Origin of the sequence: Candidatus Sodalis endolongispinus, from assembly GCF_018777395.1 — a bacterium.
GTDB classification, from domain to species: Bacteria; Pseudomonadota; Gammaproteobacteria; order Enterobacterales; family Enterobacteriaceae; genus Sodalis_B; species Sodalis_B endolongispinus.
Window position 1 is genome coordinate 406,559 of record NZ_JAFJYC010000001.1, and the last position, 21,465, is coordinate 428,023.

Consider the following 21,465-nt stretch of genomic DNA (forward strand, 5'->3'; position numbering starts at 1 on the left):
ATCGCACCGTCTGCCTCGCGATCACCTGCCTGCTGCTGGCCGCCTGCGGTGCCCCCCGCGAACCCGTCGCCTCGTCGCGGCTAGTGATCCCGGCCGCCTGGCGTAATAGCGTCGGCCCCGGCGCACCGGTAGAGGCGAACTGGTGGCATGCGTTCGGCGATCCGGCGCTAAGCGCACTGGTGGAACAAGCGCTACGCAATAACACCGACATCCTCACCGCCCGGGCGCGGGTCGAGGAATACCGCGCCCGTCTGCGGGCAATTCAGGGCGACAGGCTGCCAACGCTTGAGGCACAAATCAACGGTAGCCGCGCCCGCACGCTGTCCTCGGTGACCGGTCTGCCTATCCACAGCACCGTTTATCAGGGGGGGTTACAAGCCAGCTACAATGTCGATCTGTGGGGGGCGCAGCGTGCGGCACGGGCAACGCTGGAAGCACAGCAGGCGGCCGCGGCGGCGGCTATGCTGACCGTCGCCTCCTCCGTTGCCTCGGGTTATTTCACGCTGCGTTCCTTGGATGAACAACTGGCGCTAACCCGGGCGACGCTGCAAACGCGGCAAAATTCGCTCAATCTGGCGCGTCGGCAATTTGAAACCGGTTACTCTTCGCGGCTGGAGCTGGCACAGTCGCAGGCGGAATATCAGGCCGCGCGGGCGCAAATACCGCAGTTGACGCATCAAATCACCGAGCAGGAAAACGCGTTGCGCATCCTGGTGGGCAGCAATCCCGGCAGCGTGGTTCGCGGCGCCGACCTGAACCATATTGTCGCGTTGCCGCTGCCCGCCGTGCTAACGTCGGAGCTGATGCGTCGTCGTCCCGATATCGTGCAGGCAGAACGCCAGCTTATCGCCGCTGACGCCTCTCTGGCCGCCTCCCGCGCCAATTTGCTGCCGTCGATCAATCTGACCGCCACCGGCACGCTGCAGGATGACGCGTTGGCGAAATTGCTCGATACCCCTTTCCGTCTATGGAGCGTCGGCGGCAGTATTTTGGCCCCGCTGATTAACCGTGAAGTGCTGAATGCGCAGGTGGACATCGCCGCCGCCTCGCGTAACCAAACGCTATATAATTACGAGAAAACGGTGCGTAACGCCTTTAGCGAAGTCAATAACAGTCTGTACTATATCGTGCAGCTGCGCGATCAGCTTGCGCAAACCCGCTCGCAGCAGGAAGTGGTGCAGGAGCAATTGCGTATCGCGCATAACCGTTATATCAACGGCTACGCATCCTATCTGGAGGAGCTGGACGCACAGCGTACGCTTTATGCTACCCAGATAAGCGTGATTGCATTGCAAAACGATCTGCTGCAGGCGCAAATCGATCTTTACCACGCTTTAGGCGGCGGCTGGCAGGTTGACACCGCGGCGGCGTCCTGATAATGCGCCGGCCGGCGGCAGCACTACCCGACGTTTCGCGGTAAAATGACCGTCCCTGAGGTCGCCCAACCCCGTAAGGCGGGCGCCCTGCAACGCGAGGCGATCATGCCTCGTTTTCATCGTAAACGAGGCGGCGTGGGTCAGGCAGTGCGCCATTTCCGCGTTAACGGTTTCTCTATTTCGACCACCAGGAACATCGCCAGTCCGATCACCAACGTGATAACCCAGTAACGGAACGGCAAGGCTTCGGTACCAAACAGCGTCTGCATGAAGCGAACATAAATGATAAGCAGCTGGAGCAGCAGCACGGCGCTGACCACCCAAATCCACCGGTTGGCCAACAGGCCTTTATTGAGTGAGAAGCCATCGGCAACGCGACAATTAATCATGTAGAACTACTGCGCTGACACAAGCGTTTGCAGCAGCACGGTGCGTATAAATTCCGGAGAGTGTCCGCGCGGTTGCAGCCAGGCCTCCAGCACAAAGGCGCTAAAGGCGATCATGCCGCCGACAAACGCTACGCGCCAAAGGGCAAACTTATCCATCACATGCAAGCGGGGATCGCGCGGCGGCCGTCGCATGATATTCGCCTCGCCCGCCTCAAACGCCAGGCCGAAAGAAAGCGTGGCGGAGGTTGCCATATTCATCCACAAAATCAGCACCGGCGTGAGCGGGATCAGATTCCCCGCCAGCAGCGCAATAATGATTAAAAGCCCCTGCGCCAGATTGGTCGGCATGATGAACAAAATGGTTTTCTTCAAATTATCATAAACGCGCCGTCCTTCTTGTACCGCGCTGGCGATGGTGGAGAAGTTGTCATCCGTCAGCACCATATCGGCGGCCTCTTTGGTCACCTCGGTCCCCTTGATGCCCATCGCGATACCGACATCGGCCTGTTGAGCGCCGGCGCGTCATTCACGCCATCGCCGGTCATGCCGACGATTTCCTGTTGACTTTGCAACGCCCGCACCAAGCGGAATTTATCCTCCGGGCTGGTGCGCGCGAAAATGTCATACGCCTGTGCCGCTTCGCTGAGCTGGCTATCGTCCATCGCCTCCAGTTCGCGGCCGGTGATGGCCTGGTGCGCATTGCCGATTCCCAGCATCTGACCAATACTCATCGCCGTCTGCGGATGGTCGCCGGTGATCATCTTCACCCGGATGCCGGCCTGCAGGCAGTCGCGAATCGCAACGATCGCTTCGGGACGAGGCGGATCCATCATGCCGCTGATACCGAGAAATATCACGCCATGATCAAGATCCTGATGCGTCAATTCCCCCTTCCCGGCCGTAACCGGTTTCCAGGCGGCGGCAACCATGCGCAGCCCATCGCGCGCATACTCGACGATTTTACTTTCCCAATAAGGTTGATCAAACAGCTGTAGGCCGTTTTTCGTTTGCTGTTCACGGCACAGCCGGAACAGAACATCCGGCGCGCCGGTAAGCAAAATACGCTCCTCATCACCGACAAGATGATGCGTCGCCATGTACTTATATTGTGAATCGAAGGGAATTTTACTGCTCAACGCGGTCGAAACGGGGGGCAGCGTCATTTTGGCCGCCAGCACTTTCAGCGCGCCTTCCGTCGGTCCGCCGGTAACTTGCCAGTGACCGTTTTCATCCTGCATCAATTGACTGTCGTTGCAGAGATCGATGGTGCGCAAATACCGCTCCAGCAACGAACCGGCGCTGATGGCGACGGGCGTTTGGCTGTCCACGGGGTGCATGGCGCCCACCGGCGCATAGCTGTCCCCCTCCACGCGTTACACCAGATCGGCGGTAATCACCGCTTTCACCGTCATTTCATTCATGGTCAGCGTGCCGGTTTTATCGGAACAGATGACCGTCATCGCGCCCAGCGTCTCTACGGTCGGCAGCTTGCGAATGATGGCGTGTTGACGCGCCATGGTTTGTACGCCAAGGGACAAAATAATGGAAATAATGGCGGGCAGCCCTTCCGGTACCGAGGCCACGGCCAGGCTGATAAGCGGCAGCATCAATTCCGTTAGCGGCATCTCGCGAAACAGCAGGCTGAAGCCGAACAACGCGGCCATCATGACCAGGATGCTGATGAAGATGCTTTTGCCCAGTTTATCCATTTGCACCAGCAGCGGCGTACGGTGCTGCTCGATATCGGACATCATCTGGTTAATATGACCCAACTCAGTCGCACCGCCGGTCGCCACCACCACGCCTCTACCGGCAACCGAGCTCACGGTGGTCCCAGAGAATACCAGATTGGAGCGATCCCCAAGCGAAAGTTCCCCCGCCAGCGCGACGGTGGTTTTTTCCACGACCGTGGATTCGCCGGTGAGGATGGCCTCTTCGACGCGCAGACCGTGCGCCTCGATAATTCTCAAATCCGCCGGGATGCGATCGCCGTCGCGGATAATAACGACATCCCCCGGCACCAGCGTCGCGGTGGGCACCGTTTCGTGCGCGCCTTGCCGGATAATGACCGCTTCGCTGGAAAGCATATTGCGAATATTTTGCAGCGATTTTTCCGCATTGCTTTCTTGTATATGGCCGATGAGCGCATTCACCACCGCCACGCCCAGAATCACCAGCGTATCTACCCAATGCCCCATCACGGCGGTCAACACCGCGGCGGCCAAAAGCACATAAATCAATACGTCATTAAAATGTGCAAGAAAGCGTAACCATGCCGGCCGGCCTTTTTTTGCGGCAGCACGTTCTCGCCGTGCGTTCGCAGACGCACAGCGGCCTGTTCACGGCTTAATCCTTCCGCCGTACTGTTTATTCTCTCCAGCGTGTCCGCTACCGACAGCTGGTAATAATGCGGCGTCGAATCCGCCGCTTTTAACGTGTTTTCTGTCTTCATAAAACGTATCTTCTTCCGGCTTAGGTAATCAGCGAATAACAAAAACAGGAACACGGGCATAACGCACAATGTCCGCGGCATCGGAGCCAAGTAGGTGGGTCTGGAGATTGGTATTACGTGAACCGATAATGATGACATCGGCCTTCAGTTCATCCGCCGCCCGCGTCACCGCGTCACGAATATTGCCATCGCGGATATGGCAATGGACATTGTCCTGCGGTATAGCGATTTTCTGGGCGAAATCACTCAGCTTTTCCCGCGCCGAATGCGTGATTTATCCCCCTGAAACACCAGACAGTAGCTGTATCTCCAGATAAGAGATAGGCTTGAATATATGTCTAACACTAACGCCAATTTTGATATGACCGGGATCCCGTTAGGTCAAGAAGTCCGTAAACGTAAAACTCCTCAGGAAAAAATGGCCATTATTCAGCAGAGGATGGAGCCCGGCATGAATGTCTCCCATCTCGCACGACTGCACGGTATCCAGCCCAGCCTGCTGTTTAAGTGGAAAAAGCAATATCAGGAAGGAAGCCTCACTGCCGGGGAGGACGTTGTTCCTGCCTCTGAGCTTGCAGCTGCATTGAAGCAGGTCCGGGAGCTCCAGCGCCTTCTGGGTAAGAAGACGATGGAGGTTGAGATCCTAAAAGAAGCCGTGGAGTACGGCCAGTCACGAAAATGGATAGCGCACGCGCCCTTGTTGCCAAAGGCCGGGGAATAGCACAGGTCAGCCGCGCCATGAGCGTGTCGCGTGCGCCGCTGTCACTGCGGATTAAGCGTTCTGCCGACTGGCAGGACAGGCGCTGTAACCGGCGTAATGACGAAGCAGACGCTGAAATACTGTCGGACATCCTCGACATCATCAGCGATATGCCCAGCTACGGCTATCGGCGGGTGTGGGGCATCCTGTGTAAACAACGTCGCGCAGAGGGACTGACGCCGGTAAATGCGAAACGACTTTACAGGATCATGTGTGAGCATAACCTGCTGTTATTACATTGAAAACCAGAGCGGCCGAGGCGTGAGCATAAGGGCAGGATCGCGGTGGCAGAAAGCGATATGCGCTGGTGTTCAGATGGCTTCGAGTTCGGCTGCGACAACGGTGAAAAACTGCGGGTCACGTTCGCACTGGACTGCTGCGACAGAGAGGCCATAGACTGGTCTGCGAGCACTGTAGGCTACGACAGTTCGACCGTGCAGGATGTGATGCTGATGTCGGTAGAAAAGCGCTTCGGCGACAGGTTACCCGATACAGCGGTGCAGTGGTTGACGGACAACGGTTCAGCGTATACCGCGCATGAAACGCAGAGGTTCGCCAGAGAACTGGATCTGGAGCCCTGCACAACAGCGGTGAGCAGCCCTGCGAAACCTTGCAGCAGCGTTCACGCATTACAATGAAAACCATCCGCACAGCGCGCTGGGATATCACTCTCCGAGAGAATACCGGCGGCAGCGGGCTTCGTTAACTTAAGATACAAAAGCTGTACGGAGATGGCGGGGCAAGATCAATTGCTTTTTCCACTTAAACAGCAGGCTGGGCTGGAATACCGTGCAGTCGTGCGAGATGGGAGACATTCATGCCGGGCTCCATCCTCTGCTGAATAATGGCCATTTTTTCCTGAGGAGTTTTACGTTTACGGACTTCTTGACCTAACAGGATCCCGGTCATATCAAAATTGGCGTTAGTGTTAGACATATATTCAAGCCTATCTCTTATCTGGAGATACAGCTACTGTCTGGTGTTTCAGGGGGCTAAATCAGAAGATAGCCGCCGCTGCATGCTCCATGTATTTAAGTCATTTGCCGAACTGCAGAAATCCCGCTTATTGTTTCAGGCGTTGGCCAGTACCCATGTTATCTTACCCCTGCAGATAATGTCCCTGGCGCAGGCGATATATGTGTCCGTCACGGAGCGCCGCGATATCGCTTTGGCCATGATGGAAGGTCTTGCGCTGACGTCACGCTGGCGGTGCTGGCCAGCTATCTTCACGCCATCGCAACGGACTGGCTGGGCGGTAACCTGCTATCGCTGTTATTTGATGGAGAATACGGTGAAGACGACCCAGACCCGAGTTTACTTGCCTTCGCCTGTCTGGTGGTGGCGCTGGATTATCAGTTACCGGCCACACCGTCTTTGCCCGAGCGTCAATGGCTGCAGTTCCCCATCAGCGTCAATCAACTTTTCGTCAAGGCGCGGCGGTATTGGTCTTTGCTGGTTAACATCGCCCTGCCCGCGCAGACCACTCACTGGCGTGCGCCGGGGGGGGCGGCGCAGCTGCCTTTCGTGCCGAAGGGGAAACGTCGCGGCGCCACAGGGGAAATCGCGGCAAACGGGGCATCGCACCGCCCACAGGCGTTAGCCCGTCACCGCGAGGATCCCCCCTGTGGGCCGTCATTTGGGCAACAAGTCTGGGTCAGAAAATGCGTACCGGCGGCAGGTAGGTACCGTGAAGACACCCGGGAGGAAAACGCACTTACTGCCGTCTGCACATCGTCGCCCAAGCCGGCCATCGGTGCCAGCGTATCTTCACCGCAGGGCTATGTGACGCTATCAGGTGCTCTGGAAACGCTGCTGACGACAGCGATAGGGTTGGCTATCCCCTCCCGGGGCAGTTGGCCGCAAAGAATGCTGCTGGGGGGGATGTCGTTATCCGCAACCGGCGCTCGCGCCGAACCCCGCGTTGACCCGGACCTCTACACCCCCGACCAAGTCACGGAGGTCACGCCCGACCAAACCACTGACGTCATACCAGACCAAACCACTGACGTCATGCCCGACCGAACCACTGACGTCAAGTCCGTCGACATCAAGCAGCCTACGCCGTTGTTCCCCGTGGACACGCCACAGCTCGCGACCGCGGACGTGGGCGTCACACCCGCCCCATCCCGCAATTCGACCCGCCAGCAGTGGCTCGATTATCCCTTGCAGCGCGCACAGCTCAACAATATTGCCGACGTCAGCAACGTGCCTATTTTGGGGGATTTCATTGACCATCACCTGCCGCGGGATTTTTACAACCGTATTTCTCATCCGATTATGATTGAGGCACTGAGTAATGAAGAAGCAACCGGCGCTGAACCCTTGCTTTTGGGTACTCTGTTGCAAAAAATCTATTTGCAGTTGTTGCGGGAAATTAACCTTATTCATGCCTCGCATATCGCCTACACGCACGAAGTCAGGCAGTATCTCCTGCATTTACACCAGCTTTATCGCACCATGCGCCACGAATGGGCGGACGTCATTGCTACCCCGCCGTTAGGACGTTTCCAGCTAGGCAGTATCCTATCGCAATACCTTAATGGCCCCATGGCAATGACGGATTTTCACGGCAAATACCAAATTGAGTTAGACCGCCTGGTGCCGGGCGCATTGTATTGCGAATTGGAGATTTTTATGCAAAATGAGATCGGGGGTATCGTTGAGTAATCCCCAATCTTATCAACATTGTTTTTCCACTCGTCTTCCTGGCTGATGACGCTGTATAACGCCCAGCAACCTCCTGACCCCGCTATGGCGCGCGCACTATTTCATACCGCCGAATGGCTGTATATCGCATTACAAAAACTACGACAGGATCTCTCGGCTAAGCATCGGCAATTGCCGGCATTCTATAACCTCAGTCAACATGAAATTTACCGGCGACTCACCGGCAACCCGCATTTACTCGATTTCGACCTGCGCTTTGCCGCGATATTGGTCTATCTGCAGGTCCTACCGACGTTGGAATATGTCAAGAGTTATGGTACCAGCGGGAGCCCGGTTATTGCCCCCGAGATACTGGAGACCCTGTTCCTGGGTCTGTGGTATCCCTTCCGCTTAAAGGACGTCAAAGCGGCGCTGGGAGAGTACGTTCCCTCAGTGACCAAGTCGTCAGACTTCCCGCCGCCCGCCGACGCCAAGAGTTCCTGCCGCCCCGCGGCGCCGCTTGCCTGTACGGCACCTACCGCCTGGCCCGGACGAAGGGTAATAGAAGAAATAACCCCTGCGCAGGTCATTCAGGGGGTCATGATGTTCCATTGTCTCAGCGATAATGCGCGAACCTATAATCGTACAATCGGCTTACGCTCGGTTTTGGCGGCGCGCGCGGACGCGGTATTAGGGATAAAAGGCCAGCGAGGCGCGTGGCTTGTCGTCGATGCCGGCATCCGGTTGCCGCCGGTGTTCTGGCTTGGTGTTGCCAGTGGCTTGACACTGGCGCAATTGGACGCGGCGTGCGCCATCTCCAGCGACGACGCACCGGCGTGCACCGGTCAGGTCTTCAATAACGGGGGAGGCTTCAATGGCAATAGCTGGCAATTTTTCTATTTGGGCAATATGTCCAGCACTCTGGAGAAAATGACCGGCGCAACCAGGCTCCCTCCTGCGCAAACACAAAGACGGCAGCAAGCCATGCTTAACGCCCAGGCGATGGCACGTGAACCCCATATTCAGAAAGTGACCTTCTACGAGCCATTATTGGGCGCTGAAAACGATAAACTATTATTACGCCGTCTTTCGCCCCAGGGGATAAAGGCGGAGCCCTACGAATTTAGCGAGGCGCGAAAATTTACCGGGCTACTATTGGAGGGCACCAAAGCCCGCTTGCGCCAGTTACAACGGCGTATCGAGGTCGACGAGGCCGCATTTAAGGCCTTTATCAGTCTTTTTCTCTCCTCGGTAGATGACCGCGAGCTTGCACGGGTCGTGGCGTCATTCAATGACGTGTTGCGACGCGCCTGTGACTTCATTAATAACATCACCCGGTTAAATTATACCAATGTTGCTATGGTGGGTACTGACGACGGCAATCGCACGGCTATTTCGTCAGCGCTATCGCCGACGATGCTGAAAAAAACGCCGTTATTCTATGCGGCGCAGGACGCTTACGTTAAAGGCTTAGTGGTTATCACGGATCCGCTGGTCAAACTTTTGCTCTGTCATGATTACCCCGATGTGAAAAAACGGATTGCGTTGGCGAACGATGAATTGTTAAAGCAAATCATTCTGCTCTCGTCCCCCGTTAACCGATTTATTACTCTGCAGCACGATGCGTCAGCGACGGTGCCGAAAATCTGCTCCACTGACCCGGAAGACGTGCTCACCCAGCTTGAGGTGCATTTCAGCGACGGGCTGATGACCGAATTAACCCGGTACGCCGAAAAACATCGCCTGCCCCCCACCCAAGGAGCAGGATGTCAGCGATTTTATCCAACTGCATGTAGAGCTGAAAAGCGCGTTGATGATGAATAGCGCAGACTGGCTTATGCTTATCATACGTGACTATCGCCGCGGTCAACGCGCGTGCAGAGATTGGCATATCGTGCCTCATCGCTGCGCCGACGCCCCTTGTTGAACTAGCGCTATTTTCCCCTTGGCGGCGGCGTTGTGGGTTGCCCCGAGGGGATATCCGTTGCCGATCCGTGAGGGCTGGCACAATTCAAAATTTAATTGTATAATAAATACATCATCGTTAGGATGGCTATTATGCGCAAGATTGTGACTAATGCCTGGGCCTTTGTCCGGGCGTTTATACTCATCTACCTCTGTTTATATGCCGGCATTTTCTTTTCTGCTCTGCTGCCCTTCGCGATCCCCGGCAGTATCATCGGCATGTTGCTCCTTTTTGTGTTGCTCTCTTTTCAGCTGGTCCCCACGCTGTGGCTGAAACCCGGCTGTTATTTGCTAATCCGTTATATGGCGCTGTTATTCGTTCCCATCGGCGTCGGCGTGATGAATTATTATCAGCAGTTGGGGCCTATCGTCATCTCCTGCGCCGTCAGTACCGTTATGGTGATGGTGGTAGTGGGGCTCAGTTCCCATTATGATGTGCACCGTGAGTGGCCGATCGCCGGTCAGCCGCAGGACGCCGGAGACCGATAATGCTGCCTACGCTTATGTGGTCGCTGCCGCTAACGCTCGGCGTCTTTTTCGCCTCTCGCAGCCTGGTCGGTTGGGCACGCATGCCGCTATTAAATCCGTTGCTGGTTTCCATGGTGGTAATTATCGCGCTACTGCTGGCGACCGGTATACCCTATGAGCGCTATTTCGCCGGCAGCAAGATACTAAATGATTTGCTCCAGCCGGCGGTGGTGGCGCTAGCGTACCCGTTATATGAACAGTTGCATCAGATTCGCGCGCGCTGGAAATCCATTATCAGCATTTGCTTCGCCGGCAGTCTTACCGCCATGGTGAGCGGCGCCGCTATTGCCTTGTGGCTGGGCGTTTCGCCGCAGATGGCCGCCTCGATAATGCCGAAATCGGTGACAACCCCCATCGCCATGGCGGTTTCCCAATCCATCGGCGGTATTCCTGCCGCGACGGCGGTATGCGTCATCTTCGTCGGCATTCTTGGCGCGGTGTTCGGCCATAGTCTGTTCAAGCTGCTGCAGATATCCACCCGGGCGGCGCGCGGCCTGGCGATGGGAACCGCATCTCACGCGCTGGGTTACCCGCCCGCTGCGCCGAGGTGGATTTTCAAGAAGGGGCATTCAGTTCGCTGGCGCTGGTCATCTGCGGCATCATCACGTCGCTGATTGCACCTTTTTTGTTTCCATTATTGCTCAAATTATTCGGTTAATTGTTAACGATAAGATATCGATCGTAGTTAATCGCGTTATCCCTGTTTACAATGATTGCCTGCCCAATGTACAGAGATCCATTATGATGGCTCGTTTTGCACCGGCGCTGGCCGCGGTTAGCCCTGCGTTGCGTGCTACCATAGCGCCGCTAATCAGTCAACACGACTTCGCCGGATGGCTGAGCGCCGCTCAGGTTAAGCAACTTATGCAGGCCAACGATCTGGACGAAGACGCGTTGTGCTTGACGCTGCTGCCGCTCTCCGCTGCTTATGCCGTCACGCCGCTTTCCCATTTTAACGTCGGCGCCATCGCGCGCGGCATTAGCGGCAATCTGTATTTCGGCGCCAATATGGAATTCGTCGCCGCGCCATTACAGCAAACGGTGCATGCGGAACAAAGCGCGATCGCCCACGCCTGGCTGCGTGACGAGAAACGTCTGCGGGCGCTCACGGTTAACTACACCCCCTGCGGCCATTGCCGGCAGTTTATGAATGAATTGAACAGCGGCACCGATTTGATTATCTGCCTGCCCGAGCGTGCCGCCGCAACGCTCGCCAGCTATCTTCCCGATGCGTTCGGACCACGCGATCTCGCTATTCACAGCCTGTTGCTGGATGAAATTGACCACGCTTTCGCCGTCGCTGCCTGGCTGGACCATGGCCTGTCCGCGGCATCCCCCGATGACGATGATCCTTTGGTTAGCGCAGCGCTAGCTGCGGCAAGCCGCAGCCATGCGCCCTACAGCCAAAGCCATAGCGGCGTTGCGCTACAGGCGCAGGATGGCCGCATTTACGCGGGACGCTATGCGGAAAACGCCGCGTTCAATCCCAGTCTGCCGCCGCTGCAGACGGCGCTCATCCTGATGAACGCCGCTGGCGTCTATAACCAGCAGATAACGCGGGCGGTATTGGCCGAGCGACAAAATGCGTCGATAACGCAGTGGCCGGCGACGAATGCGACTCTTGCCGCGCTGGGCTGCCATGAGGTACATCATCTCAGTCTTTCTCTGTGACCCACGACGCGTCGACGGTCCGGCAACGGGCGTATTTAACGGCGCGCAGTAAAAAATATATTACAACTCCGGCAGGACAATCACCGCCGTGATCTTTTATGCTGTTGCTACAGCCAACATTATCAGTAACGATGAGTGAAGAAAATGGAACTGGAATACGAAAGCAAACGTCCCCTGTATATACCCCATGCCAGCCCTATTCTGCTGAAATTCCCTCTGCTGAATAAAGGCAGCGCTTTCTCTCTGGAAGAGCGTGACAATTTCAATTTGCAGGGTTTGCTGCCGGATACGTTGGAAACCATTGAGGAGCAGGCTGAGCGCGCCTGGCGGCAATACCAGGATTTTCGCACTAATATTGATCGCCACATTTATCTGCGCAATATCCAGGATACCAACGAAACGCTGTTTTATCGCTTACTCGCGGCTCATTTGGCTGAGATGTTGCCAATTATCTATACCCCGACCGTTGGCGACGCCTGCGAGCGGTTTTCCGATATTTATCGCCGCGCGCGCGGCGTGTTTATTTCCTATAATAACCGCGACAAGATTGAGGATATGCTGCAAAACGCCACCAAGCAGAATGTCAAAGTTATTGTGGTTACCGACGGCGAGCGCATTTTGGGCCTGGGCGATCAGGGGATTGGCGGCATGGGCATTCCCATCGGAAAACTGTCGCTGTATACCGCCTGCGGCGGCATCAGCACCGCCTACACTCTGCCAGTGGTGCTAGATGCTGGCACGAATAACCAGCAACTGCTTAACGACCCGCTGTATATGGGCTGGCGCCATCCGCGCATCACCGGTGAGCAATACGATGAGTTTGTCGATGCGTTTATTCAGGCGGTGAAACGCCGTTGGCCGAATGTCCTGCTGCAATTTGAAGATTTCGCTCAGAAAAACGCGACCCCTCTGCTTAACCGCTATCGCAGAGAACTGTGCTGCTTTAACGATGATATTCAGGGTACCGCCGCCGTCACGCTGGGCTGTTTGCTGGCCGCTAGCCGCGGGGAAACGCTTACGCGATCAAAAGGTGGTATTCCTGGGCGCCGGCTCAGCCGGTTGCGGTATCGCCGAACAGATTATCGCGGAAATGCGTACCGAAGGTCTGAGCGAAGACGAAGCCCGCCGCCGTGTCCTGATGGTCGATCGCTTTGGTTTGCTGACCGACAAGCTGGCGAACCTGTTGGATTTCCAAAGTCGCCTGGTGCAATCCAGCGATAGCCTTAGCGATTGGCAGTTGGACAGCGACACCATCTCGCTGCTGGATGTCGTGCGTAATGCCAGACCGACGGTGTTGATCGGCGTCTCAGGCCAGCCGGGGCTGTTTACCGAAGAGATTATCCGGGATATGCATCAGCACTGCGAGCGTCCCATCGTGATGCCGCTGTCCAATCCCACTTCACGCGTTGAAGCGACGCCGGAAGATATTTTACGCTGGACCGACGGCGCGGCCCTGGTGGCAACCTGCAGTCCGTTTGCACCGGTTCAGCTTGAGGGCCAAACCTACCCGATTGCACAGTGCAATAACGCCTATATTTTCCCCGGTATCGGTCTGGGCGTCTTGGCCTCGGGCGCCGGTCAGGTAACCGATGCCATGCTGATCGCGGCCAGTCGGGCCCTAGCGGAGTGCTCACCGTTGGCCAACGGCGACGGCGGCGCGCTGCTGCCGGACATTAACGATATTCAGTCGGTGTCGCGGGTGATCGCCATGGCGGTCGCCAAGGCAGCGCAAGTTCACGGGGTGGCGCTGGTCACCTCTGAGGAAACGCTGTCTCTGGCCATCGAGCATAACTTCTGGCAGCCGCAGTACCGCGATTATCGCCGCACCTATTTTTAAACCCTCCATCAACCGGTCAGGAAAACCCGGCCGGCAAAGGGGCAAATTTGCGGCATTGACCTGACTTGCCCCTTGCGCACCTTGCTTCAGCCCGACAGGTAAAGTAGCCTTGAAGCCATGATTATTTCGCGGGAACCGGCAAAGGCTATAGCATGTTGAAACGCCTGATTTTTACCCTGTTCATTATTGCAGGCGTTCTCGTACTGACGGCGGTGGGCCTTGACCGCTGGATCAGCTGGAAAACCGCGCCCTTCATCTATGATGATCTGACGGCCCTGCCGCACCGTCAGGTGGGCGTAGTGCTGGGCACCGCCAAGTATTACCGCACCGGCGTCATCAATCAGTATTACCTTTACCGCATTCAGGGCGCACTCAATGCCTACAACAGCGGCAAGGTCAATTACCTCCTGCTGAGCGGCGATAATGCGCTGCAAAGCTATAATGAACCGGTTACCATGCGTCGTGACCTGATTGCGCAGGGTATGCCCGCCGCCGATATCGTACTGGATTTTGCCGGCTTTCGGACACTGGATTCCATTATCCGTACCCGAAAAGTCTTTGACACCAACGATTTCACCATCATTACCCAGCGTTTTCATTGTGAGCGCGCGCTGTTTATCGCCTTAAACATGGGCATTCAAGCCCAGTGCTATGCGGTGCCGTCGCCGAAAAACATGCTGTCCGTCCGGGTGCGTGAAATCGGCGCTCGCCTGGGCGCGCTGTCGGATTTGTATCTCATGAAGCGGGAGCCGCGTTTTCTGGGTCCCTTGATCCCCATCCCCGCGCGCCATGAAATTCCGCAAGGCACGCAAGGGTATCCGGCCGTCTCGCCGGAGCAACTATTGGAAATCCAGCAAAAGCAGCCACACGGGGTTAAACCGGTGCTGCCCGGTTCGGCCAAAACCCATGACGTTAACCCGTCGGGAGAGGCAAGTGATAACGGGTCTCAAGAGTAGCCCGCTGGTTTGATGCGGTTTTAAGGAAAGCGGCATTACCGGGACAGCGTCGAGGGTGGCCAGTTCGCACCGCGGGACCGACTGCCCTAAGCGCGCGGGCCCGATGATGGCAAACATTGGTGCGGCGCAAGAAAACTCTCTTTGCGCCGCAACGATAATGCCAAGGACACGGGTGTCAGTACCAGGCCGGACACTGGCACGTCTTCACATAGCGGATTGCCGTGCGGCAATCGTGCCGGGCGCGGGTACGTCGTCGCGAAACCACATTGACGTGCGGCAATCGTGCCATACGCGGGCCACGCCGGCACGCGGACCCGAACGAGGCTAAAATTACTTTTTCTTGGCGTATTTCAGGGAATCCAGCGCGACCGCGAAAATAATGATGGCGCCTTTGATGATATATTGCCAATAAGGGTTAACGCCGATATAGGTCAGGCCATAGTTTATGACGGTAAAGATGATGACGCCGGTAACCACCCCCAGCACCGTGCCGACCCCGCCGGCAAACGAAACGCCCCCCACCACGCAGGCCGCAATCGCATCCAGTTCATACATGAAACCGAGGTTGTTGGTGGCGCTGCCAATACGCCCCGCTTCCAACATACCGCCAAAGGCGTAAATCATAATCAGGTTTAACGGCACATTGACGCCGGAAACTTTTGCCGCTTCCGGGTTGCCACCGATAGCGAAGATGTTTTTACCAAAACGCGTTTTGGTCCACAACACTCAGACAAACAGGATGGCGATCAGCGCGTAAAAAGTAATGTACGACAATTTAAAATCGCCGAAACGAATAAACCCTTGCGCAAAGCTTGAGAAGTTCGACTCAAAACCGGCAATCAGCGAGGCGCCGACCACATCGTAATAAAGCGAGTTAATCCCATAGACGATAATCATGGTACCCAGGGTGGTAATAAACGGCGTCACGTTTAAATAGGCGATGACCAAACCGTTAACCAGCCCGATAACGGCATCAATGGCGCACACAATCAAGATAACCACCGGAATGGGCAGGCTATGCATATCGGGGAAGACTTTATTGACGTTATCCATCGATTGTAACAACGTCGCCGCCAGGCCCACCTGGCGCCCCGCCGACAGGTCTTTTCCCTGCGTGACAATCAAGCCCGCCACCCCAAGGGCAATGATAATCCGCACCGAGGATTGGGTCAGGATATTGCTCAGGTTCATCAGGCTTAAAAAAGTCGGATCCTGGAAAATAATAATGGCCAACAGCACCAGCAATACCACATAAATGCCACCCTCTTTCAGGTAAGTGAGCATGCTTTTCTTTTTCAACGCATTCATCGTTAAACCCTTAAAAATTAAAGATACAGGGAAGCAAGACGCAAAATTTCATTCTGCGAGGTTTCTTTGGTATTGACGATCCCTGCCATTTGACCGTTGCTCATGACCAGAATGCGATCGGTAATGCCGAGAAGTTCCGGCATTTCGGAAGAGATAATGATGATGCCTTTACCCCGTTTCGCCAGCTCGGTCATTAGCTGATAAATCTCGAACTTGGCGCCGACGTCGATACCGCGGGTGGGCTCGTCCAGCATCAATATTTCCGGCTGGGTAAGCAGCCAGCGGCCGATGATGACCTTTTGCTGGTTGCCGCCAGACAGCGATCCGATATGGGTGCCGTGTCCCGGCGTTTTGACCCGCATCGCGTCGATGACCCACTGAATATCGCTCTTCATACGGGTGTTATTGAGCAGGACCATCTTGTTCTTGTAGCTGCGAATATTGGAAATCAGCGAATTAAAGCCGACATCCAGGAAGGCATAAATCCCGGTGGCGCGCCGCTCTTCGGTCACCAGCGCGAAACCGTGGCTGATGGCTTCGTTGGCGCTGCTGTTTTTGATTGTTTTGCCGTGCAGACGGATGGTGCCGGCGGATTTTTCGCGGATGCCGAATAAGGTTTCCACAATATCGGTACGCCGGGCGCCGACCAGGCCGGCGATCCCGAGAATTTCTCCCTGATGCAAATCAAACGAAATGTCGCGAATTGAGGGCTGACGCAACGAGGTGAGGTTGCGGACTTCGAGCATCACCTCTCCCGGCTCGCTAATACGATCGGGGAAGCGCTGACTCAGCGAGCGGCCTACCATCATGGCGATAATTTGATCCATACTCAGCCCCTCTACCGGCTGAGTGGCAATCCATTGTCCATCACGCAAAATGGTGATTTCATCGCACAGCTGGAAAATCTCCTCCATTTTATGGGAGATATACACAATGCCGCAGCCGCGCGCTTTCAATTTGCGAATGATACTGAAGAGGTGGTTGACTTCTTTTTCGGTCAATGACGAGGTCGGTTCATCCATGATGACGATTTTGGCGTTATAGGAAAACGCCTTGGCTATCTCGATCATTTGCATCTGAGACACCGAGAGGGTGGCCACTTTATCCCGTGGGTCGATATCGATATCCAGCTCTTCAAAAATGGTATTGGTGTCCTGATACATTTTCTTATGGTCGACGAATATCCCTTTGCGCGGGTAGCGACCTAGCCACATATTGTCCATTACGGTACGCTGTAACACCAGGTTAAGCTCCTGGTGCACCATGGAAACCCCTTGTTCTAACGCTTCTTTAGAATTTTTGAAATTAACTTCCTGTCCCTGAAATATGATGCTTCCCGCATCTTTACTGTAAATACCGAAGAGGCATTTTAATAACGTGGATTTGCCCGCACCGTTCTCCCCCATCAAGGCGTGAATAGAATGGGGACGGACATTGAGATTTACGTTATCCAATGCTTTTACGCCAGGAAATGATTTGCTGATATTTTTCATTTCCAGCAATCATTCGTGATGCGGTTCGGTCGTAATGTCGTCCATAGTTACACCAGCTCAAAAATAGACAGGTTTCATTCCCCCGCCGGGATCGGCGGGGGTATCGGGTTTTATTTTTTGAATTGCGCTAAGTTGTCTTTATCGATGCCAACGTAAGGAATACGAACGACTTTATTTTCAAGCTTCCATTGCGTGCCGTCGGCGGCGCCTTTACCTTCCGCCAGGTTTTTTGCCAGATCAAACGTGGCTTTGGCCTGATTATCGGTTAAGCACGGTACCGGCCATCGCGCCAGAATTAACCAACGCCAGGGCTTCCGGCAGTCCGTCCACGCCAAATACCGGGATGCTGGACTTGTTATGGGCTTTAAGGGCTTCTACCGCGCCCATGGCCATGGCGCCGTTATTGGCGATCACCACTTCAATCTTGTTGGCGTTAGGCCCGGAAAGCCAGGCGTCAACTTTGTCCTTGGCCTGAGCGGTATCCCACATGGCGGTGTCAAGCTGCAGCTGCTGGGTCTTTAATTTTTCTTGATCGTTCAGGGTCTTGATGACGTAGCTGGTGCGCGCCTCCGCATCCGGGTGTCCCGGCTCGCCTTTTATCATGACGAATTGAATGACACCATCTTTATTTAAGTCCCAGTCAGGATGGGCTTTCCAATGTTTTGCAATCAGCTCGCCTTGTATAATGCCCGATTCTTTGGAGTCGGTACCGACGTAATAGGCTTTATCGTAGCTATCCAGATCTTTACGGCTCGGCTCTTTGTTGTAGAACACAACGGGAATATCGTTGCCGCGCGCTTTCTGAATGACAACGGGCGCTGCTGCGTGGTCTACCAGGTTAATGTCGAGCGCTTTAACCCCTTTGGCAATCAGCACATCAATTTGGTCGTTTTGTTTGGACTGATCATTTTGGGAGTCATTCATCAGCAACGTCACGCCGGAACTGTCTTTGGCGTCTTTTTACAGAGCTTTGCGTACTACCGACATAAAATTATCGTCATGTTTATAAATCGTGACGCCAATACGCACGTTGGCGGCCTGCGCGGCCATGGAAAACATCGGGCCAGCTGCCAGAGCAGTAAGGGTAAATGCCTTCTTATTCATTAGTATCTCCGGATATCAGTAGGGTAGCACTCAGTGAGTCTCTCACAATGCATTCAGGTCATGGCAAAAATGGGCCAAGCCGGATAGCCCCGCCAGACGGCATCAGGGACCGTGGCAAGTGCGTCATCCGAGAGCAACTCGAACGACGCATTTATCCATGTCTGACGGGAGAACGGCTACAGCATATCGGGATGGATGTTAATATAATGTGAATGTTCTTACACTTTGAAACCGGTTACATTTCATCTTGTGGCGAAGCAGCGATCGCCGTCACAGTTTGGCGCGGCGCCACCGAATGGCGACGTACCAGCGTCGGCATATACAGATGGTGCTGACTGGGATCGAGTTGGCCGGCCGTCCCTTTTAACGCCAGTTATGTCGCGGCTACCGCCATCATGCATACCGGATAACGCACCGTCGCCAAATGTGGACTGGTGTAGCGCGACATGGGAAGGTCGTCAAAACCAATCACTGAAAAGTGCGCCGGAACGGTGATACCGTTTTCTTTTAGCGTCGCCAACGCCCCGACCGCCATGCTGTCGTTATAGACAAATACGGCGCTCAACTGCTGGTTGCGGCCGAGGAGCGAGCTCCACCATCGCCTGTTCGCCGCCGTGCAGATAAGGATCCGCCCTCACCTGCCAGCTCTGCTGTGGCGTAATACCCGCCTCATTCATGGCCAGCAGGTACCCCTGGCGCCGTTGGTGCTGGTCCTCGATATCATGGTTGGAGCCGATATAGCCAATATTGCGATGCCCTTGCTTGAGCAGCATCCGCGTCGCCATCAGCGCGCCAGCCACATTGTCCAGGGCGACACAGCGGTGCTCATAGCCAGCCACGGTGCGATTAACCAACACCATGCCCGGCTCACTTTGCATGAAGGCAATGAGTTCCTCGTCGCTGAGCATTTTGGCATGCACTACCAGGGCGCTGCAGCGCTGACGAATCAAAACCTCGATGGCGTGGCGCTCTTTATCCGCCTGATGGTAGCTGTTGCTTACCAGGGCATTCTTCCGATGCCGCTGCGCCACATCATCCACCGCTTTTACCAACGCGCCAAAGAAGGGGTCGGCGACGTCCATGACCACCACCCCGATGGTATCGCTGCTCTGGTTTGCCAGCGCCTGCGCATTGGCGTTAGGACTATAGCCCAATTGAGATACCGCTGAGAGAACGCGCTCCCTCGCCTGCTTACTGGCAGACGCGCTGTCGTTTAACACCCGAGAAACGGTTGCCACTGACACACCCGCCAGGCGGGCTACATCACGAATCGTTGTCATACAATCAGCTCTTCCCTCATGTTTCTCACTCCATGTGATAACAATTACGAAACATCTGCGCTTATCCTAACGGGTTTAAATTAAACGCAGCGTGAATCAGATCACAGGACAGAAAACGCTTACATCATTAAAGCCGGGCTATGGAAGAGTTAGCAAAGTGAAAAGGGTGTAAGAATGAAACGTTACAGTATGTTGTAACTATTTTCATTGACTGTCCTGTCTGACCCGATGTCATCTTTGCCGCTGAGCCGGGACGCAAGCATTATAAGGACGCAGCAGGCCCAGGGGCGGTCACCGGACCAGGACAGGGCCAGATACAGCGCCAGATAAAGGGACGGGAACAGGCACAGATACAGAGGCGGGAACAGGGTCAAGATCAAGGTCAGTGGCAGGAACAGAAACAGGGACGGGGCACCACACAGTACTTCGCCATTGGCGGCCGGACGTCCGAAGCCGGCCTTGACAGCTAAGCCCTAGAAAAATCTGATTTTGCCGACCGCGTCTGTTGTGCCTGAGCGCAAAAAGTTATACTCGGCGAGTGATAATTTTCAATGAACGTCATGCGAATCAGGTCGTAACAGGGGTTACAGCGTGATGCTCAGTGCCTGGATTGGCCCAGCAATAACGATGTGTAATGGAAGTGATTATTTTAATGGATGTTATGACTGCAACTCTTTGATTTTAATCTTGAAACGGACTTAATGCTGATAAATTTGCGTAGCGGTCCGGACAACGGGTGTAGATAAAAATGAAAATATTCGCGATTTGTATGGTGAAAGATGAAATCGACGTGCTGGAAAAAGCGCTGGAAGCGGCTTTACCCTGGGTCGATAAGATTTTTTTGATTGATCATGCTAGCACGGATGGAACCTGGGAGCTTATCGATCAAAAATTTCGCCATTGGGACAAGGTAGAAGTCTTTGGCCAAATCACGGATGAATTTACCGACGGTCTACGTTCGCGGGCTTACAATAAATTCTGCCAACAGGCACAGGAAGGCGACTGGTGGTGCCGGCTGGACTCTGATGAATTCTATATTGATAACCCGCGTGAATTTTTAGCCAAGGTCGGCAAGCATTACGATATTGTTCACTGCGCAAGCTTTCAATATTATTTCACTGAAAAGGATGCCGAGGACTATCGGCTATACCCGGAACGTTATCGTGACGGCGCATCAATTGATGCCCTGAAATTCTTTGCCTGTAACAGTTCTGAAGCGCGTTTTGTGAAACACAGAAACCGCGAATGGAAAGAGGACAGCCTCTGGCCGGTCGGCAAATTCCCCAATCTCATCTGGCCCCATCATATCCGTTTGAAACATTTTCAATACCGCTATCCTGAGCAGATTCAGCATCGATTGGATTTGCGTACTGCTAAAGCGGCTGGCAATTAGTTTCGTCATGAGATCCGGGCGGATTTGGAACAGCGTATTGACAGCGGCAAGCGTATTAGTCGTGAAAAAGGTCAGGTACAAACCCATCAGAAGTGGGAAAGTCGCGTGGTGGATTCCGCCAAACTGCTGTTTGATGATGGCAAGCAGGACTATGTGGTGAATACGGCATTGCTCGATCACATCCGTTCCCCTTTGCCACAAGCCCTGCGCAATACCGCTAAACTGATCCTCAGTCGCTAGCGCCATCGTCATAAGTCAGAGGTAAGTTGGCGCTTGACCGATATCGCCGGTGTATAACGGCCGAGCT

At 54.9% G+C, this 21,465-nt stretch carries 10 protein-coding genes and 8 pseudogenes; 11 read left to right on the top strand and 7 right to left on the bottom strand.

All coding sequences use genetic code 11. The annotated features are described in order from the left end of the window. Positions 1–20: 20 nt before the first annotated feature. Positions 21–1,376, top strand: coding sequence for an efflux transporter outer membrane subunit (locus JZM24_RS02090; protein ID WP_312884989.1), 1,356 nt, complete (start codon positions 21–23; stop codon positions 1,374–1,376). 140 nt (positions 1,377–1,516) lie between these two features. Here JZM24_RS02090 and JZM24_RS02095 read toward each other — a convergent pair. After that, positions 1,517–4,217 (bottom strand): annotated as a pseudogene (locus JZM24_RS02095) (cation-transporting P-type ATPase). Between the two features lie 28 nt (positions 4,218–4,245). Continuing rightward, positions 4,246–4,491 (bottom strand): universal stress protein, encoded by a 246-nt coding sequence (locus JZM24_RS02100; protein WP_215669970.1) that lies wholly within the window; start codon positions 4,489–4,491, stop codon positions 4,246–4,248. 87 nt (positions 4,492–4,578) lie between these two features. Between JZM24_RS02100 and JZM24_RS02105 the strand changes: the two are divergent. Then, a pseudogene (locus tag JZM24_RS02105) lies at positions 4,579–5,688 on the top strand (IS3 family transposase). Between the two features lie 38 nt (positions 5,689–5,726). On the opposite strand, the pseudogene JZM24_RS02110 reads toward JZM24_RS02105, so the two are convergent. Further along, positions 5,727–5,886: pseudogene (locus tag JZM24_RS02110) on the bottom strand (transposase); the annotation flags it as partial. Between the two features lie 300 nt (positions 5,887–6,186). On the opposite strand from JZM24_RS02110, the gene JZM24_RS02115 reads away from it, so the two are divergent. The 7 genes and pseudogenes from JZM24_RS02115 to sanA all read left to right on the top strand — a co-directional run bounded on the left by JZM24_RS02115 (position 6,187) and on the right by sanA (position 14,580). Next, the gene (locus JZM24_RS02115; RefSeq protein ID WP_215668406.1) at positions 6,187–7,644 is read left to right on the top strand and encodes a hypothetical protein; all 1,458 of its coding nucleotides are present in this window, start codon (positions 6,187–6,189) and stop codon (positions 7,642–7,644) included. A gap of 84 nt (positions 7,645–7,728) precedes the next feature. Further along, entirely contained in the window at positions 7,729–9,447 is a 1,719-nt protein-coding gene (locus tag JZM24_RS02120) for a hypothetical protein (protein WP_215668407.1), read from the top strand. 234 nt (positions 9,448–9,681) lie between these two features. Beyond that, positions 9,682–10,077 carry a CidA/LrgA family protein gene (locus JZM24_RS02125; protein ID WP_215668408.1) on the top strand — a complete coding sequence of 132 codons (396 nt, stop codon included), beginning with the start codon at positions 9,682–9,684 and terminating at the stop codon, positions 10,075–10,077. After that, positions 10,077–10,774 (top strand): annotated as a pseudogene (locus tag JZM24_RS02130) (CidB/LrgB family autolysis modulator). The gene JZM24_RS02125 and the pseudogene JZM24_RS02130 overlap by 1 nt, the downstream one beginning before the upstream one ends. 83 nt (positions 10,775–10,857) lie before the next feature. Then, on the top strand, positions 10,858–11,787 hold the full coding sequence (gene cdd / locus JZM24_RS02135) for a cytidine deaminase (protein WP_215668409.1): 930 nt from the start codon (positions 10,858–10,860) through the stop codon (positions 11,785–11,787). Between the two features lie 144 nt (positions 11,788–11,931). After that, positions 11,932–13,624: pseudogene (locus tag JZM24_RS02140) on the top strand (NAD-dependent malic enzyme). A 152-nt stretch (positions 13,625–13,776) separates the two neighbouring features. Then, a complete protein-coding gene (gene sanA, locus JZM24_RS02145; RefSeq protein WP_215668410.1) occupies positions 13,777–14,580 on the top strand; it encodes an outer membrane permeability protein SanA in 804 nt (267 codons plus the stop codon). Between the two features lie 330 nt (positions 14,581–14,910). Here sanA and mglC read toward each other — a convergent pair. From mglC to galS, 4 genes and pseudogenes are all read right to left on the bottom strand, one after another. Beyond that, positions 14,911–15,888: pseudogene (gene mglC, locus JZM24_RS02150) on the bottom strand (galactose/methyl galactoside ABC transporter permease MglC). A gap of 17 nt (positions 15,889–15,905) precedes the next feature. Further along, positions 15,906–17,381, bottom strand: a complete 1,476-nt coding sequence (gene mglA / locus JZM24_RS02155; protein ID WP_215668411.1) for a galactose/methyl galactoside ABC transporter ATP-binding protein MglA — start codon at positions 17,379–17,381, stop codon at positions 15,906–15,908. Between the two features lie 110 nt (positions 17,382–17,491). Beyond that, a pseudogene (gene mglB, locus JZM24_RS02160) lies at positions 17,492–18,485 on the bottom strand (galactose/glucose ABC transporter substrate-binding protein MglB). A gap of 235 nt (positions 18,486–18,720) precedes the next feature. Then, positions 18,721–19,765: pseudogene (gene galS, locus JZM24_RS02165) on the bottom strand (HTH-type transcriptional regulator GalS). Between the two features lie 769 nt (positions 19,766–20,534). Between galS and JZM24_RS02170 the strand changes: the two are divergent. Further along, on the top strand, positions 20,535–21,158 hold the full coding sequence (locus tag JZM24_RS02170; protein WP_215668412.1) for a glycosyltransferase: 624 nt from the start codon (positions 20,535–20,537) through the stop codon (positions 21,156–21,158). Between the two features lie 24 nt (positions 21,159–21,182). Further along, positions 21,183–21,398 carry a hypothetical protein gene (locus JZM24_RS02175; protein ID WP_215668413.1) on the top strand — a complete coding sequence of 72 codons (216 nt, stop codon included), beginning with the start codon at positions 21,183–21,185 and terminating at the stop codon, positions 21,396–21,398. Positions 21,399–21,465: the final 67 nt, after the last annotated feature.